Below are 16,574 nucleotides of genomic sequence, written 5' to 3' on the forward strand. Positions count from 1 at the left end.
CGGGCTCTCCTTCGGTTTCACAGGTCTTCGGGGGTGCGGAGGGTGGTGCCGAGCCAGTCGGCGACGGCGTCGCCGGTGGTCGCGACATGCTGTTCCATGATCGAGAAGTGGTCTCCGGGAACGTCGACGACGGTGTCGGCACCGGCCCAGGACGAGCGCCAGTCACCGGCCTCGGCGGACGGGCGGCCGAGCGGGGTGGAGGCGCGGACCAGCAGCAGCGGGGCGCGGACCGCCGGGGGTTTCCAGTCGTCGAGCAGACGGAAGTAGCCGCCCATCGCGGTCAGCCTGGTCCCGTCCATCGGGGCCGCCCGGTCCTCGCGGTCGAACATGCCGCCCAGCAGGACGTCGTTGAACTGGGTGATGCCCTCGTTGTCGGAGAGGTAGGTGTCCAGCAGCACCACGGCCGCCGGGCCCTCGCCGCGCTGCTCCAGCGCGGCGGCCACTCCGTGGGCGAGCGTGCCGCCGGAGGAGGAGCCGGCCAGGACGAGCGTCCGTCCGGGCAGTTCCCGGAGCAGTGTCGTCGCCTGGAAGTCCAGCAGGGCCGACATGTCGGCGGGCAGTTCCTCCTCGGGGGTGAATCCGGGGGCGTCCAGGGCGGCGACGGCGTAGCGGTCCCGGAAGCGGGCGGCGAAGCGGGCGTACTGGTGGGCACCGCCGAGGGCGACGATGGAGCCGAAGCAGACGAGTACGGGGGCGTCGGCGCGCTCGTTCAGGCGCAGCAGCCGCGGGCCGGTGCCGGCGGCCGCGAGGTCGCTGCCGCTGGGGAAGGCCGGGCGCAGGGCGGAGGCGTGCTTGAGCAGGGCGATGCCCTCGTCGATCCGGCCGAGTGCGCAGGCCCGGCGGAACAGCACGCTCACCGGGTCGGTGTCGGCGGCGTCGGTTCCGGTCGTGGCGGTTCCGGTTGCGGCGGTTCCGGTTGCGGGTGCCGTTTCGGGCCGGGGGGTGTCGTCCGTCCGGGCCTCGGCGGCGAGGCGCGCCGCGAGCGCGGCGGGGGTGCCGCTGTCGAAGACGGCGGAGGGCCGCAACCGCAGTCCGGTGGCGGCGGCCAGCCGGTTGCGGAGCTCGACCGCGGTCAACGAGTCGAATCCGACGGAGAGGAAGGGCACCGTCGCGGACAGCGCCCCGGAGTCGGTGTGGCCGAGGACGTCGGCGGCCTCGGCGAGGACGAGTTCGCGCAGGACCAGCTCGCGTCCCTGTTCGTCGGCGGCGGCGTCGAGCCGGTGCCGCAGCACTGCGGCGGCGGTCGGCGTCCCCGTCGCTCCGGTCGTCGCGGTCGGGCTGCGCCGGACCAGGGAGCGCAGCATCGGGTGCACCGGGCCGTCGCCGCGCACGGTGAGGTCGAGGTGGGCCAGGACGACGGGGCTCCCGTCTCCCGGCGGGGCGGCGTCCGCGGCGCACACCGTGTCCAGCAGGGCCATGGCCTCCTCGTCGGAGAGGCCGCGGGCGCCGCGCCGGTCGATGCGCCGCCGGTCGGCGCCGCCGAGCTCCGCCGTCATCCCGCTCACCCGCTCCCAGGGCCCCCAGGCCAGGGACAGGCCGGGGAGCCCGAGCCGTCGGCGTTCCGCGATGAGGGCGTCGAGCGCGGCGTTGGCGGCCGAGTAGGACGCCTGGCCGGGGCTGCCCAGCACGCCCGCGGCGGAGGAGAAGACGACGAACGCGGACAGGTCCGCTCCGCGCGTCAGCTGGTCGAGGTACCGGGCGGCGTCGAACTTGGGCCGCAGGACGGCGGTCATCCGCTCACCCGTCAGCCCGTCCAGCAGACCGTCGTCGAGCACTCCGGCGGTGTGGACCACGGCGCACAGCGGATGGCGTTCGGGGATGGCCGCCAGGGCGGCGGCCAGTGCCTGACGGTCGGACACATCACAGCTGACGGCGGCCAGTTCGGCTCCGGCCTCGGCCAGCTCCGCCGTCAGCTCCGGCATGCCGGGGGCGTCGGCGCCGCGGCGGCTCAGCACGAGGAGGTGGCGTACCCCGTGCGCGACGACCAGATGGCGCGCCAGGACGGCCGCGAGAGCGCCGCCCCCGCTCACCAGTACCGTCCCTTCGGACGGCCCGAACGGGCCGGCCGGCCGGGTCGCGGTGGCCGTGGCGGTGGTGACCGTGGCCGTGGCGCTGATGACCGGCGGCCGTATCAGTCGGGGCGCGTACAGGACGCCACCGCGCAGGGCCGCCTGTGGTTCGCCCGTGGCGAGGAGCTCGGCGAGCGCGTCGCCGAGACCGTCCGGGTCCGGCCCTTCGGTGTCCAGCAGCACGAACCGGTCGGGGTGTTCGAGCTGAGCGGCTCGGAGCATGCCCCAGACGGCCGCCGCACCGAGGTCCGCCGGCTGCGGCTGCGCGCCGAGCGGGCCGGTCGCGCCCCGGGTGAGCACCACCAGGGGCGTACGGGCGGTGGTGTCGTCGGCCAGGTGGGCCTGGAGGCGGTCCAGGACCCCGGACGCGACCGCGTGCACCGCCGCGGGGTCCGCGTCCCGGGCGGGGGCGTCCGCGGTCACGGTGTCGGCGGACGGGGGGCAGGTCAGCAGCATCGCGTCGGGTGTCGCGGACGGGGGTTCGGTGGGGAAGGCGGCCGGCAGCAGCCGCTCGTCCTGCGGGCCGAGGAGGCCCCAGCGGGTGACCGGGCGCGGGCCGGGCCCGGCAGTGACCGGCGTCCAGCCGACGTGGAAGACGGAGCCGGAGGACGCCCGCAGTGCGGCGGTGGACGCCGTGCGCAGGGTGAGCGAGCCGACCGTCGCCACCGTGCGCCCCGAGGGATCGGTGATCCGCGCGGTGACGGCGTCCGGGCCGTCGGGGCGCAGCCGGACGCGCAGGACCGGCGCGTCGGAGGTTTCGATCGCGACGCGCTGCCAGGAGAACGGCAGGGGGACGCCGTCGGCGGGCTCCGCGGTCGCGGCGCCTTCGCGCAGACCGGTCGTCTGGAGGGCCGCGTCCAGGAGGGCCGGGTGCACGCCGAAGCCGCCCGCTCCGCCGGCGGGGAGTCCGTCGGGCAGGGCCACTTCGGCGTGGATCGCGTCCGCGGTGCGCCATGCGGCGCGCAGGCCCCGGAACGCCGGGCCGTAGGCGACGCCCCGGGTTTCGAGCAGCCCGTACAGTTCGTCCACGTCGAGGGGGACCGCGTCGGGCGGGGGCCACGTGCCGACCGGTTCGGTCGTGTCGTCCCGGTCGGCCGAGGGGTCCCGGGGGCCGACCGCGCCGGTCGCGTGCCGGGTCCAGGGCCGGTCGGCGGAGCCGGGGGCGGCCTCGGGCCGGGAGTGGAACTCCACCGGGCGCCGTCCCGTGCCGTCTTCGGCGCCCACCCGGACGCGCAGTTGCACGGCCTGATCGTCGGGCAGCAGCAGCGGGGCGGCGAGGGTCAGCTCCTCCACGAGGGCGCAGCCGAGGCGGCGGCCCACGTGCGCGGCCAGCTCCACGAGGGCCGCGCCGGGCAGGATCACGGCTCCGGCCACGGCGTGGTCGGCGAGCCAGGGGTGGGTGGCCGAGGAGAGCCGGCCGGTGAAGAGGGTGCCCGCGTCGTCGGGCAGTTCGACCGCGGCGCCGAGCAGCGGGTGGTCCGCGGCGGACTGGCCGGTGGCCGTCCGGTCCCGGTCGGCCGGCAGGGCGTCCAGCCAGTAGCGGCGTCGTTGGAAGGCGTAGGTGGGCAGGTCCACCCGCTGGGCACCGGTTCCCGCGAACAGTCGCTCCCAGTCGACGCGCAGGCCCCGGACGTGTGCCTCGGCGAGCGCGAGCTGGAGTCGGCGGAGCCCTCCGGCCCCGCGCCGCAGGGTGTCGAGCACCAGCGTCTCCGGGGCGCCCGCGCCGGCGGCCGTGTCCTCGATCGCGTACATCAGGGCGGGCTGGGGGCCGGCCTCGATGAAGACGCGGTGCCCGGCCGCGAGGAGCGAGCGGGTCGCCCGCTCGAACTCGACGGTCTGCCGGAGGTTGCGGTACCAGTACTCGGCGCCCAGGGACTTCGTGTCCAGCAGGCCGCCGGTCACGCTGGAGTAGTACGGCACCGCACCCGCGAGGGGGGTGATCCCGTCCAGGTCGGAGAGCAGGCGCTCGCGGATCCGCTCCACGTGCGAGGAGTGCGACGCGAACTCGGCTTCGATGCGGGTCGCCCACACCCCTTCCTCCAGGAGTTCCTCCACCAGGGCCGTGACCGCGTCGGCGTCACCCGACACCGCCACCGACGACGGGCCGTTCACCGCCGCCACCGAGAGCCGGCCCGCCCACGGGGCGATGCGCTCCCGTGCCACGTCCACCGGCAGGGGCACCGACGCCATACCGCCACGGCCCGCCAACGCCCCCACCGCACGGGAACGCAGCGCGACCACCCGCGCCCCGTCGTCGATGCTCAGGCCACCCGCCACCACCGCGGCGGCGATCTCGCCCTGGGAGTGGCCCACCACCGCGTCCGGAACGACGCCGAACGAACGCCACACCTCCGCCAGCGACACCATCACCGCCCACAACACCGGCTGCACCACGTCGACCCGCGCCAGCAGCGCCTCCGAACCCAGCGCCTCCGCCAACGACCAATCCACATAAGGCGCCAGCACACGCTCGCACTCCGCCATCCGCCCCGCGAACACAGCCGACTCGGCCAACAACTCCGCAGCCATCCCCACCCACTGCGAACCCTGACCCGGGAACACCAACACCGAACGACCCGGGGGCAGCCCGCTGCCGACCGTCACGCCCGCCGCACGCACGCCCCGCGACAGGGCGGCGACACCGGCCAGCAGTTCGCCCCGGTCCGCCCCCACCACCACCGCGCGCTCCGCGAACCGCGAACGCCCGGCCGCCAGCGAATGGCCGACGTCCGTCACGCTCAGGCCCGGTTCCGCCACCACCCGCTCGTACAGCGCCGTCGCCTGGGCGCGCAGCGCATCCGGAGTACGCGCCGACAGGATCCAGGGGACGGCGGCGGGCACCGCTTCCGGCGTGGCGGGCCCGTCGGAAGCTGCCGGGTCGGCCGGGGCCTGTTCGAGGATGACGTGGGCGTTGGTGCCGCTGGCGCCGAAGGAGGACACCCCGGCCCGGCGCGGACGTCCCGTCTCCGGCCAGGGTGCGGCCTCGGTGAGCAGGGAGACGGCTCCCTCGGTCCAGTCGATGTGGGGCGAGGGACGGTCGACGTGCAGGGTGCGCGGCATCACGCCGTGCCGCATCGCGAGCACCGACTTGATCACCCCGCCGACGCCCGCGGCGGCCTGGGTGTGGGACAGGTTGGACTTCAGCGAGCCCAGCCGCAACGGCCGCCCGGCGGGCCGGTCCTGCCCGTACGTGGCCATGAGCGCCTGCGCCTCGATGGGGTCGCCGAGGACGGTGCCGGTGCCGTGCGCCTCCACCATGTCGACCTCGGACGGGTCGAGACCGGCACGGGCGAGCGCCCCGTTGATGACGCGCTGCTGCGCGGGCCCGTTCGGGGCGGTCAGCCCGTTGCTGGCGCCGTCCTGGTTGACGGCCGAGCCGCGGATGACGGCCAGGACGGGGTGCTCCGCGCGCCGGGCGTCCGAGAGCCGTTCCAGCAGGAGCAGGCCCAGGCCCTCCCCGAACCCGGCTCCGTCCGCCGCGGACGAGAAGGACTTGCTGCGTCCGTCGGGTGCCAGGCCGCGCTGGCGGCTGAATCCGACGTACAGGCCGGGGGTGGACATCACGGTCACCCCACCGGCCAGGGCGAGGGTGGTGTCGCCGGAGCGCAGCCCCTGGCAGGCGAGGTGGACGGCGACCAGGGAGGACGAGCAGGCAGTGTCCAGGGTGACCGCCGGGCCTTCCAGGCCCAGGGTGTAGGCGATCCGGCCCGAGGCGACGCTGGGGATGGTGCCGGTGCCGAGGAAGCCTTCCACTTCGTCGGGCACCCGGCCGAGCCGGGACCCGTATTCGCTGTAGATCACTCCGGTGTAGACGCCGGTGCGGCTGCCGCGCAGGGTCGCCGGGTCGATGCCCGCGCGTTCCACCGCTTCCCAGGACGCTTCCAGCAGCAGCCGCTGCTGCGGGTCCATGGCCAGGGCCTCGCGCGGCGAGATGCCGAAGAAGCCGGGGTCGAAGCCGGTCGCGTCGTGGAGGAAGCCGCCTTCCCGGACGTAGAAGGTACCGGGGGCGTCGGGGTCGGCGTCGAAGCCGCCCTCGACGTCCCAGCCGCGGTCGGTGGGGAACGGCGAGACCGCGTCGCGTTCCTTGACCAGCAGTTCCCACAGGTCTTCCGGGGTGCGTACGCCGCCGGGGTAGCGGCAGCTCATCGCCACGATGGCGATGGGCTCGGCGGAGTCGTCGCGGAGCCGTCGGTTCTCCTGCCGCAGGCGCTGGTTGTCCACCAGCGAGGCGCGCAGGGCGGCGACCACCTGGTCCGTGTCGGTGGGCATGGGGTCGGGCTTCTCCTTCTGCGGCTGTCGGTCAGTCACGTGCGCCGCCCAGGGCCATCCGGACGAGTTCGTCGACGGCCATGGCGTCGATGTCGGCGGCGGGAACCGGCGTGTCCGGTGTCTCCGGCCGGTCGGCGAGGTGCGCCCCGGCGGCCTTCCCGGTGCCGGCGGGGTCGCCCGGCCCGTCGGGTACCAGGCGCCCGGTGAGGTGGGCGGCGACGGCGGCCGGGGTGGGGTGGTCGAAGACCAGGGTGGCGGGCAGCCGGCGGCCGGTGGCGGCGCCGAGCCGGTTGCGGAGTTCGACGGAGGTGAGCGAGTCGAAGCCGAGGTCCTTGAACGCCTGGTCCGGGTCGACGGCCTCGGGTCCGCCGTGGCCGAGGATGTCGGCGACCCGGCTCCGTACCAGGTCGAGCAGGGTGGCGACGCGTTCCTCCGGGGTGAGGCCGGTCAGCCGGCGGCGCAGCGAGTCCGCTTCGGCGGCGTCCGCCCCGGAGGCGGGGCGGCGTGCGGTACCGGGGACCAGGGCGGCGAGCAGGGCCGGGACGGGTCCGGTCCGGGCTGCCGTCCGGAGCCGGCCGAGGTCGATCTTGACCGGGACGAGCAGCGGTTCGCCCAGGGTGAGCGCCGCGTCGAACAGGGCCAGGCCCTCTTCGCTGCCGATGGCCGCGGTGCCTCCCCGGGACATCCGCCGCAGGTCGGCGGCGGTGAGCGTGCCGGTCATGGTGCTGCGGCGCGCCCACAGGCCCCAGGCGAGCGACTGGGCCGGCAGTTTCAGGGCACGGCGGTGCTGGGCGAGCGCGTCGAGGAAGGCGTTGGCGGCCGCGTAGTTGCCCTGCCCGGCGTTGCCGACCGTGGCGGACGCGGAGGAGAACAGGACGAAGGCCGACAGCGCGAGGTCACGGGTGAGGTCGTGCAGGTTGAGGGCTGCGTCGACCTTGGGCCGCAGGACGTGGCGCATCCGCCCGGGGGTCAGCGACTCGATCGCTCCGTCGTCCAGGACGCCGGCCGCGTGGACGACCGCGCTCAGCGGGCGGTCGGCGGGGATGCCGGCGAGCAGCGCGGCGAGCGCGTCCCGGTCGGCGACGTCGCAGGCCTCCACGTCCACCCGGGCGCCGAGGCCGCGCAGTTCGGCGGCGAGGTCGGCCAGGCCCGGGGCGTCCGTGCCGCGCCTGCCGACGAGCAGCAGGTTCCGTACGCCGTGCGCGGTGACGAGGTGCTGTGCCACCAGGCCGCCGAGCGCGCCGCCGGCCCCGGTGACGAGGACGGTTCCCCCGGCCGCGGCAATACCGGACGGTGTGTCCGGGGCCGGGTTCGGGTCCGTGGCGACGGTGGCCCTGGTGAGGCGGGCGGCGAGGAGCTCTCCGCCGCGTATCACCAGTTGGGGTTCCGTTCCGGCCAGTGCCCGGGGCAGCAGGCCGGCCACGGCGGCCGGGTCGTCGGTGTCGATCAGCAGGAAGCGGTCCGGGTGCTCGGACTGGGCGGAGCGGACGAGGCCGCGGACCGCGGCGCCGCTGAGGTCGGTGACCTCCTCGCCGGCTGCCGTGGAGACCGCACCCCGGGTGACGAGCACGAGCCGGGTGCCGTCGTCCCACCGCGGGTCGGCCAGCCAGTCCTGGACGAGCCGCAGGGCGTCGTCCAGTGCGGTGTGCACGGATGCGGCGTCGGGCGGGGACGGGAGGTCCGGGGTGTGGTCGCACCAGGCCAGCACGGCGGCGGGCGACGGCGCTCCCCCGTCCAGCGCGGCGCCGAGCGCGGCCAGGTCCGGATGGCTGTCCGGGAAGAGTTCCCGGCCGCCGAGGACGGCCCAGTGCCCGAGGGGGTCGGCGGGTGCGGTGGCGGGCACCGCCGACCACTGCACCCGGTAGAGGGATTCCGGGCCGCCGCCCGGGCGGAGGGTGTCGGGGTCGATCAGGCGGACGGCGAGCGCCTCGACCGACGCGACGGGGAGGCCGTTCGGGTCGGTCGCGTCGATCGACACCGATCCGTCCGGCCGGAAGCCGAGCCGTACCCTGAGCGCGGTGGCTCCGGAGGCGTGCAGCCTGACTCCGCTCCAGGAGAACGGCAGTCCGGCGGACGGCCGGTCCGGGCCCGATCCGGTGTCCGGCCGAGCCCGCAGGAACAGCCCCTGGAGGGCGGCGTCCAGGAGGGCGGGGTGCACGCCGAAGGCGGAGGCGGACCGGTGCTGGTCCTCGGGCAGACGTACCTCGGTGAAGATCTCGTCACCCCGGCGCCAGGCAGCGGTGAGCCCGCGGAAGGCGGGTCCGTAGCCGTAACCGGAGGCACGGAACCGCTCGTACAGGTCGTCGACGGGGATCGGGACGGCGCCGGGCGGGGGCCAGGAGCCGGCGTCGTCCGGTACGGCTGAGGACGACGGCTCGCGGGTCGTGGCGTCGGCGGTGAGCCTGCCGGTCGCGTGCGCGGTCCAGTGCGGGGTCGCCGCGTCCTCGCGGCAGGAGAACAGGTCCAGTGAGCGGCTGCCGTGCGCGTCCGTGGCGCCGACCCGAACCTGCAGGCGGACGGCGGTGTCGGCGGGTATCAACAGCGGTGACTGGAGCGTCAGTTCCTCCACCGTGTGGCAGCCGGCCTCGTCCGCGGCGCGTACCGCGAGTTCCGCGAAGGCCGCGCCGGGCAGCAGGACCGTACCGGCCACCGCATGGTCGGCGAGCCAGGGGTGGGTACGCAGCGAGATCCGGCCCGTGAGCAGCAGTTCACCCGTGTCGGCCAGTTCGATGGCCGCTCCGAGGACGGGGTGGTCGGCCGGATCGAGCCCGGCCGCGCCCACATCGGCCGCCGCGGTGGGCGCCGGCTCGGGCCAGTAGCGGCTGCGCTGGAAGGCGTACGTCGGCAGGTCCACCCGCCGCGCCCCCGGGAACGCACCTGACCAGTCCACCCCCAACCCGCGCTCCCACCCGCGGCCCACCGCACGCAACACCTGCGCCAGGCCACCCTCCCCACGACGCAACGTCCCCAACACCACCGCGTCCACACCCGCGGCCTCCACCGACTCCCCCACCGCCACACCCAGCACCGCATGCGGACCGGACTCGACGAAGAACCGGAAACCCTCCCCCAGCAACACCGCCGTGGCCCTCCCGAACTCCACCGTCTCCCGCAGATTCCGGTACCAGTACTCGGCGTCCAGGACCTCCGTGTCCAACCAACCGCCCGTCACCGTCGAGAAGAACGGCACCGTGCCGGACAGGGGTGCGATGCCGTCCAGGTCGGACAACAACCGCTCACGGACCTCCTCCACATGCGAGGAGTGCGACGCGTAGTCGACCTCGATCAGACGCGCCCGCACCCCCTCACCCACCAGCGCGTCGACCAGTGCCGCCACCGCGTCCGCGTCACCCGACACCACCGTCGACGACGGACCGTTCACCGCCGCCACCGACAACCGGCCCACGCGTTCCCGCACCGCCTCCACCGGAAGAGGCACCGACGCCATCCCGCCACGGCCCGCCAACGCACCCACCGCACGGGAACGCAACGCCACCACCCGCGCCCCGTCCTCCAGACTCAGACCACCCGCCACACACGCCGCCGCGACCTCGCCCTGGGAGTGGCCCACCACTGCATCCGGAACCACACCGAACGAACGCCACACCTCCGCCAGCGACACCATCACCGCCCACAACACCGGCTGCACCACATCGACCCGGGCGAGCAACCGCTCCGAACCCAACGCCTCCGCCAACGACCAATCCACATAAGGCGCCAGCGCCCGCCCGCACTCCGCCATCCGCCCCGCGAACACAGCCGATTCGGCCAACAACTCCGCAGCCATCCCCACCCACTGCGAACCCTGACCCGGGAACACCAACACCGAACGACCGTCGACCGGGCGACCGCCGTCCCACGCTCCCGAGTCGTCGTCGGCCATCCGGTCCAGCAGGGTGTGGAGTTGGTCCCCGTCCCCGACCAGTGCCTTCCGGTACTCGAAGGCGGTGCGCGTGTGCAGGGCGGATCCGATGTCGCGCGGGTCGACCCCGGGGTTGCCGTCCAGGTGGCGGCGCAGCCGGTCGGCCTGGAGGCGCAGTGCCTGCGGGCTCTTCGCCGACAGCAGCCAGGGCACCGCCGGCAGGGGGGTGCGCTCGGCCGGCGGGCCGTCGTCCTCCAGGGGGGCGTGTTCGAGGATGGTGTGGACGTTGGTGCCGCTCAAGCCGAAGGAGGACACTCCGGCCCGGAAGGGGCGGCCGTGGGACGGCCAGGGCTGCTGCTCGGTCGCGAGGGCCAGCGCTCCGCGCGTCCAGTCGACGTGGCCGGAGGGCCTGCTGACGTGCAGGGTGCGGGGCACCTGCCCGTGCTGCATGGACAGCACCGTCTTGATGACCCCCGCCACACCCGATGCTGCCTGGGCGTGGCCGAGGTTGGACTTGAGGGAGCCGACCAGCAGGGGCCGTCCGGCGGGCCGGTCCTGGCCGTAGGTGGCCAGCAGGGCCTGCGCCTCGATGGGGTCGCCGAGGGTGGTGCCGGTGCCGTGCGCCTCCACCACGTCCACCTCGGACGCCGTCAGGCCCGCGTCCGCGAGCGCCGCCCGGATCACCCGCTGCTGCGACGGACCGTTGGGGGCGGAGAGTCCGTTGCTGGCGCCGTCCTGGTTGACGGCGGAGCCGCGTACCACCGCCAGTACCGGGTGTCCGTTGCGGCGGGCGTCCGACAGCCGCTCCAGCAGCAGGACGCCGACGCCTTCGCCCATGCCCATGCCGTCCGCGTCGTCCGAGAAGGCCTTGCAGCGGCCGTCCTCGGCGAGTCCCCGTTGCCGGGAGAAGCTGATCAGGGCGCCGGGGGTCGCCATCAGGGCGACGCCGCCGACCAGGGCGAGGGAGCAGTCGCCGCCGCGCAGGGCCCGGCCGGCGTAGTGCATGGCGACGAGTGAGGACGAGCAGGCCGTGTCGATGGTCACGGCGGGGCCTTCGAGACCCAGGGTGTAGGCGACCCGGCCGGATACGACGCTGGGTGCGCTGCCGGTGAGCAGGTGGCCGTCTCCTTCCTCCGACTGGGCGACGACGGCCGCGTAGTCGGCGTAGTTGACGCCGGTGAACACTCCGGTGCGGCTGCCGCGCAGGGCGGCCGGGTCGATGGCGGCGCGTTCGATCGCCTCCCACGTGGTTTCCAGGAGCAGCCGCTGCTGGGGGTCCATGGCCAGGGCTTCGCGCGGCGAGATGCCGAAGAACTCCGCGTCGAAGTCGGCGGCGTCGTGCAGGAAGCCGCCCCGCCGGGTGGTCGAGGTGCCGGGGCGGTCGGGGTCGGGGTCGTAGAGGACTTCGAGGTCCCAGCCGCGGTCGGTGGGGAAGTCCGAGACGGCGTCGCCGCCGTCGGCCAGCAGGCGCCACAGGTCTTCGGGGGTGCCGATGCCGCCGGGGAAGCGGCAGGCCATGGACACGATCGCGACCGGCTCGTCGTCGGGCGCGGGCGGGTGCGCGGCGGCGTCCGGGGCGGCGGGGTCCGGGTCGGCGGCCTGCCGGCCGAGCAGTTCGGCGCGGATCTCCCGGGCGAGCGCGGTGGACGACGGGTGGTCGAAGATCAGCGTGGACGGCAGCCGCAGTCCGGTGGCGGTGTTGAGCCGGTTGCGGAGTTCGACTGCGGTGAGGGAAGCGAAGCCCATGTCCTGGAACGCCGCGCCGGGCCGGATCGCGTCCACCGAGGGATGGCCGAGGACGGCTGCCGCGTGGGTGCGGACCAGGTCGAGCAGCAGGCGGTGCTGTTCGGATTCGGCGAGGGCGGCGAGCCGTTGGCGCAGCAGTGCGGCGGCGGGTGCCTCCGTGTCGCCGGTCGCGGCTTCCAGGGCGCGGCGGGCTTCGGGGATGCCGGTGAGCAGCGGGCTGCGGCGGGTGGAGGTGAAGACGGCGGCGAACTGCTCCCAGTCGACGTCGGCGACGGCGAGTACGGTCTCGTCGTCGTCGAGTGCCTGCTGCAGGGCGTGGACCGCGAGGTCGGGGGCGATCCGGGGCAGGCCGTGCTGCTCCAGGTTGAACAGGTCGGCGTCCGCTCCGGCGATGCGGTCCTGGAAGGGGTTCTCGGCCTGCCAGATGCCCCAGTCGACGGTGGTGGCGGTGAGGCCGCGGGCCCGGCGGTGCTGGGCCAGGGCGTCGAGGTAGGCGTTGGCTGCGGCGTAGGCGCCGTGGTCGCCGCTGCCCCAGACCCCGGCGATCGAGGAGAACAGGACGAAGGCGTCGAGTTCGCGGTCGAGCAGGGCGTCGAGGTGTTCGGCGCCGGCGGCCTTGGCGGCGACGATCTGTTCGAACGCGGACATCGGTGTGCCGTCCAGGGGGGCGAGCGCGACGAACGCGGCCGCGTGGACGACCGCGGTGACCGGGTCGCCCGCCGTGTCCAGGCCGGTGAGCAGTTCCGCCACGGCCTGACGGTCCGCCAGGTCGCAGACGGGCAGGGTCAGTCGTACGCCGAGGGCGGCCAGTTCCGCGGCGAGTTCGGCCGCGCCGGGTGCCTGGGGGCCGCGGCGGCCGGGCAGGACGAGGTGGGTGGCGCCGCTGCGGGCCAGCCAGCGGACGAGGTGCGGGCCGACGGCTCCGGTGCCGCCGGTCAGCAGGACGGTGCCGCGGGGCTTCCAGTGCTTCGTACGGCTGTCGGTCCGGGGGGCGCGCCGGAGGCGGCGGGCCAGCAGGCCGGTGGGGCGCAGGGCGAGCTGGTCCTCGCGGCCGAGGCCGTCCGGGCCGGTGCCGGGGGCCGCCAGGACGGCGGCGAGGCGGGTCCTGGCGCGGGCGTCGAGGTTCGGCGGCAGGTCGATGAGTCCGCCCCAGCGGGCGGACAGTTCCAGCGCGGCCACCAGTCCGGTGCCCCAGACCAGTGCCTGGCGGGGGTGGGTGACCGGGTCGTCCTGGCCCGTGGACACGGCCCCGGCGGTGGCGCACCACAGGGGTGCGGTGAGCGCGAGGTCGCCCAGGGCCTGCACCAGGACGACGGTGAGTGCCGTCCCGGTGGGCAGGGCCGGGTGGTCGGGGTGGGGCCGGTCGTCGGCGGCCAGCAGCGACAGCACGCCCGTCGGGACGCGGTCGCCGAGGGCGGTGGCGAGCGTGTCCGCGAGGTCCGTGCGGCGGACGGCGTCGGCGGTGAGTTCGGCCGTGACGACGGTGGCGCCCGCTTCGGTGAGGGCGAGCAGCGGGCCGCGTACCCGGGCGTCGTCGTGGTGTCCGGCGGGCAGGACGACGAGCCAGGTGCCGGCGGCGGGGGTGGCGGCCGGCGGGTCGGGCAGGGGCTGCCAGCCGATGCGGTAGCGCCAGGAGTCGATGACGCTCTCGTCGCGCCGCTGTTTGCGCCAGCCCCGCAGGGCGGGCAGGACAGGGGCGAGGGCGTCCTCGTCGACGGCGAGGTGGGCGGCGATCTCGGCCGGGGCGTCGTGGTCGACCATGTGCCAGAAGGCCGTGTCGTGCGGGTCGGCGGCGGCCGGTCCGGTGCCGGGCGCCGCCTCCGGCTCCGGTTCCAGCCAGTAGCGCCGCAGCTGGAAGGGGTATCCGGGCAGGGCGGTCGGGCGGGCGCCGGTGCCGGCGTACACCGCGGACCAGTCGACGGCCGCGCCGGCCACCCACAGTTCGGCGGCCGAGCGCAGGGCCCGGCGCAGTCCGCCCTCGTCGCGGCGCAGGGTGCCGACGACCACGGGCGGCTCCTCGGCGCCGGTGGCCTCGGCGGTGTCCTGGAGGGCCATGGTCAGCACCGGGTGCGGCGACACCTCGACGAAGACCTCGTGGCCCTGTTCGATCAGGGAGCGGACGGCGGCATCGAAGCGGACGGTCCCGCGGAGGTTGCGGTACCAGTAGTCGGCGTCCATGACCGTGGTGTCGAGCCGGTCGCCGGTGACGGTGGAGAACAGCGGAATCCGGGCCGGGAGCGGGCGTACGCCGGCCAGCGCGGCCAGCACCTCGGACCTGATCCCTTCGACCTGGGCCGAGTGCGAGGCGTAGTCCACGGGTACGGACCGGGCCCGTACGCCCTGTGCGGCGCAGTGGGCGAGCAGTTCGGCCAGGGCCTGGGTCCCGCCCGAGACCACCACGGCGGCGGGCCCGTTGACGGCGGCCACCGACAGCTTCTCGGCCCAGGGGGCGATCTCGGCGCGGACCCGGTCCTCGGGCAGGGACACCGCGACCATGCCGCCGCGTCCGGCCAGCGCCCGGATGGCCCGGCTGCGCAGGGCGACGACCTTCGCCCCGTCCTCCAGGCTCAGCGCTCCCGCCACCACGGCGGCGGCGATCTCGCCCTGGCTGTGCCCGACCACGGCGTCGGGTCGGACGCCCCAGGACTCCCAGTGCGCGGCCAGTGACACCATCACCGCCCACAGCACCGGCTGCACCACGTCCACCCGTTCCAGGGAGGGTGCCCCGGGCGCGCCCTCCAGGACGGCGGGGAGCCGCCAGTCGACATGGGCGGAGAGGGCGGCGTCGCAGGCGGCGAGGCGGTCCCGGAAGGCGGGGCTGGTGGCGAGCAGGTCCTGTGCCATGCCGGCCCACTGGGAGCCCTGGCCGGGGAACACCAGGGCCGTCCGGCCCTCGACGGCCCGGCCGGTGCCCGCGACGACATCGGCGGGCGTGGCCGGGGCGGTGGAGAGGTCCGTGCCCGGCCCGGGCAGGGCGGCGAGGCCGTCCAGCAGTGCGGGGCGCCCGTCGCCGATCACCACGGCCCGGTGGTCGAAAGCGGACCGGGTGGTCGCCAGCGAGAATCCGATGTCGGCCGCCCGTGCGGGCGCGTCCGTGGCGAGCCGGGCGCGCAGCCGGGCCGCCTGGTCCCCGAGCGCGGACGCGGTGCGGCCGGACAGCACCCAGGGCAGCACGGCCCCGGGCGCGCCCGCCCCGGCTGCGGTGTCCGGGCCGTCGGTCGCTGCTTCCGGTCCGTCGGCCTGTTCCGGCTCCGGTGCCTGTTCGAGGACGACGTGCGCATTGGTGCCGCTCATGCCGAACGAGGACACCCCGGCCCGGCGCGGCCGGTCGACGGCGGGCCAGTCGCGGGCCTCGGTGAGGAGTTCGACGGCGCCCGAGGACCAGTCGGCGTGCGGGGTGGGCGCGTCCACGTGCAGGGTGCGGGGCAGGACGCCGTGCCGCAGCGCGAGCACCGTCTTGATGACCCCGGCGACCCCGGCGGCGGCCTGGGTGTGCCCGATGTTCGCCTTCAGCGACCCCAGCCACAGCGGACGCCCGGCGGGCCGGTCCTGGCCGTAGGTGGCCAGCAGCGCGTCGGCCTCGATCGGGTCGCCGAGGGTGGTACCGGTGCCGTGCGCCTCCACCGCGTCCACGTCGGACGCCGTCAGCCCCGCATCCGCGAGCGCCGCCCGGATCACCCGCTGCTGGGAGGGTCCGTTGGGGGCGGTCAGGCCGTTGCTGGCACCGTCCTGGTTGATCGCCGAACCGCGCAGCACGGCCAGCACCGGGTGGCCGTTGCGGCGCGCGTCCGACAGCCGCTCCAGCAGCAGCATCCCCACGCCCTCGCCCCAGCCGGTGCCGTCCGCGGCCGCCGCGAACGGCTTGCAGCGGCCGTCGGCGGACATCGCGCCCTGCCGGCTGAACTCGACGAACACCGCCGGCAGCGCCATCACGCTGACCCCACCGGCGAGCGCGAGCGAGCACTCACCGGCCCGCAGGGCGCGCGCCGCGAGGTGCAGCGCCACCAGCGAGGCCGAACAGGCGGTGTCCACGGTGACGGCGGGGCCTTCGAGACCGAGCGCGTAGGACACCCGCCCGGACATCACGCTCATCGAGTTCCCCGTCATCAGGAACCCCTGGACGGCTTCGGCGGCGCCGGAGCCCAGCGTCGCGTACCCCTGGTCGACGGCTGCGGCGAACACCCCGGTACGGCTGCCCCGCAGGGTGAGCGGGTCGATGCCGGCCTGCTCGACGGCCTCCCAGGACGCCATCAGCAGAAGCCGCTGCTGCGGGTCCATCGCGACCGCCTCGCGGGGCGAGATGCCGAAGAACTCCGGGTCGAAGTCCGCCGCGCCGTCCAGGAACGCCCCCCGCCCGGGGACGGTGCCGCCGGACGGCCAGGCGGTCTCCCATCCCCGGTCGTCGGGGACGGGCCCGATGGTGTCGCGGCCTTCGGCGAGCAGTTCCCACAGGTCCTCGGGGGTGCGGACGCCGCCGGGGAAGCGGCAGCTCATCGCCACGATCGCGATCGGCTCGCTCGTGCGGGCCTCGGCCTCCCGGAGCCGCTGCCGGGTGTCCCGCAGGTCGATGGTCACCCGGTTGAGGTAGTCGCGCATCCTCTGGTCGCTCACTGGACACCGCTGCTTTC

The 16,574-nt window shown here is 75.4% G+C and carries 2 protein-coding genes; both read right to left on the reverse strand.

The window, feature by feature from the left end:
• Positions 1–17 precede the first annotated feature (17 nt).
• Entirely contained in the window at positions 18–6,338 is a 6,321-nt protein-coding gene (locus ACFV0O_RS15905) for a type I polyketide synthase (RefSeq protein WP_380341576.1), read from the reverse strand.
• Positions 6,339–6,369: 31 nt separating this feature from the next.
• Complete coding sequence (locus tag ACFV0O_RS15910; RefSeq protein WP_380341579.1) at positions 6,370–16,557, reverse strand: type I polyketide synthase; 10,188 nt, start codon at positions 16,555–16,557, stop codon at positions 6,370–6,372.
• Positions 16,558–16,574 lie beyond the last annotated feature (17 nt).

It is taken from the genome of Kitasatospora sp. NPDC059577, from assembly GCF_042735475.1.
GTDB lineage: Bacteria > Actinomycetota > Actinomycetes > Streptomycetales > Streptomycetaceae > Kitasatospora.

Excerpts from the sequence above, each read along its gene's own strand:
- ACFV0O_RS15905 (WP_380341576.1), bottom strand. The coding sequence starts at position 6,338 with ATGCCCACCGACACGGACCAGGTGGTCGCCGCCCTGCGCGCCTCGCTG.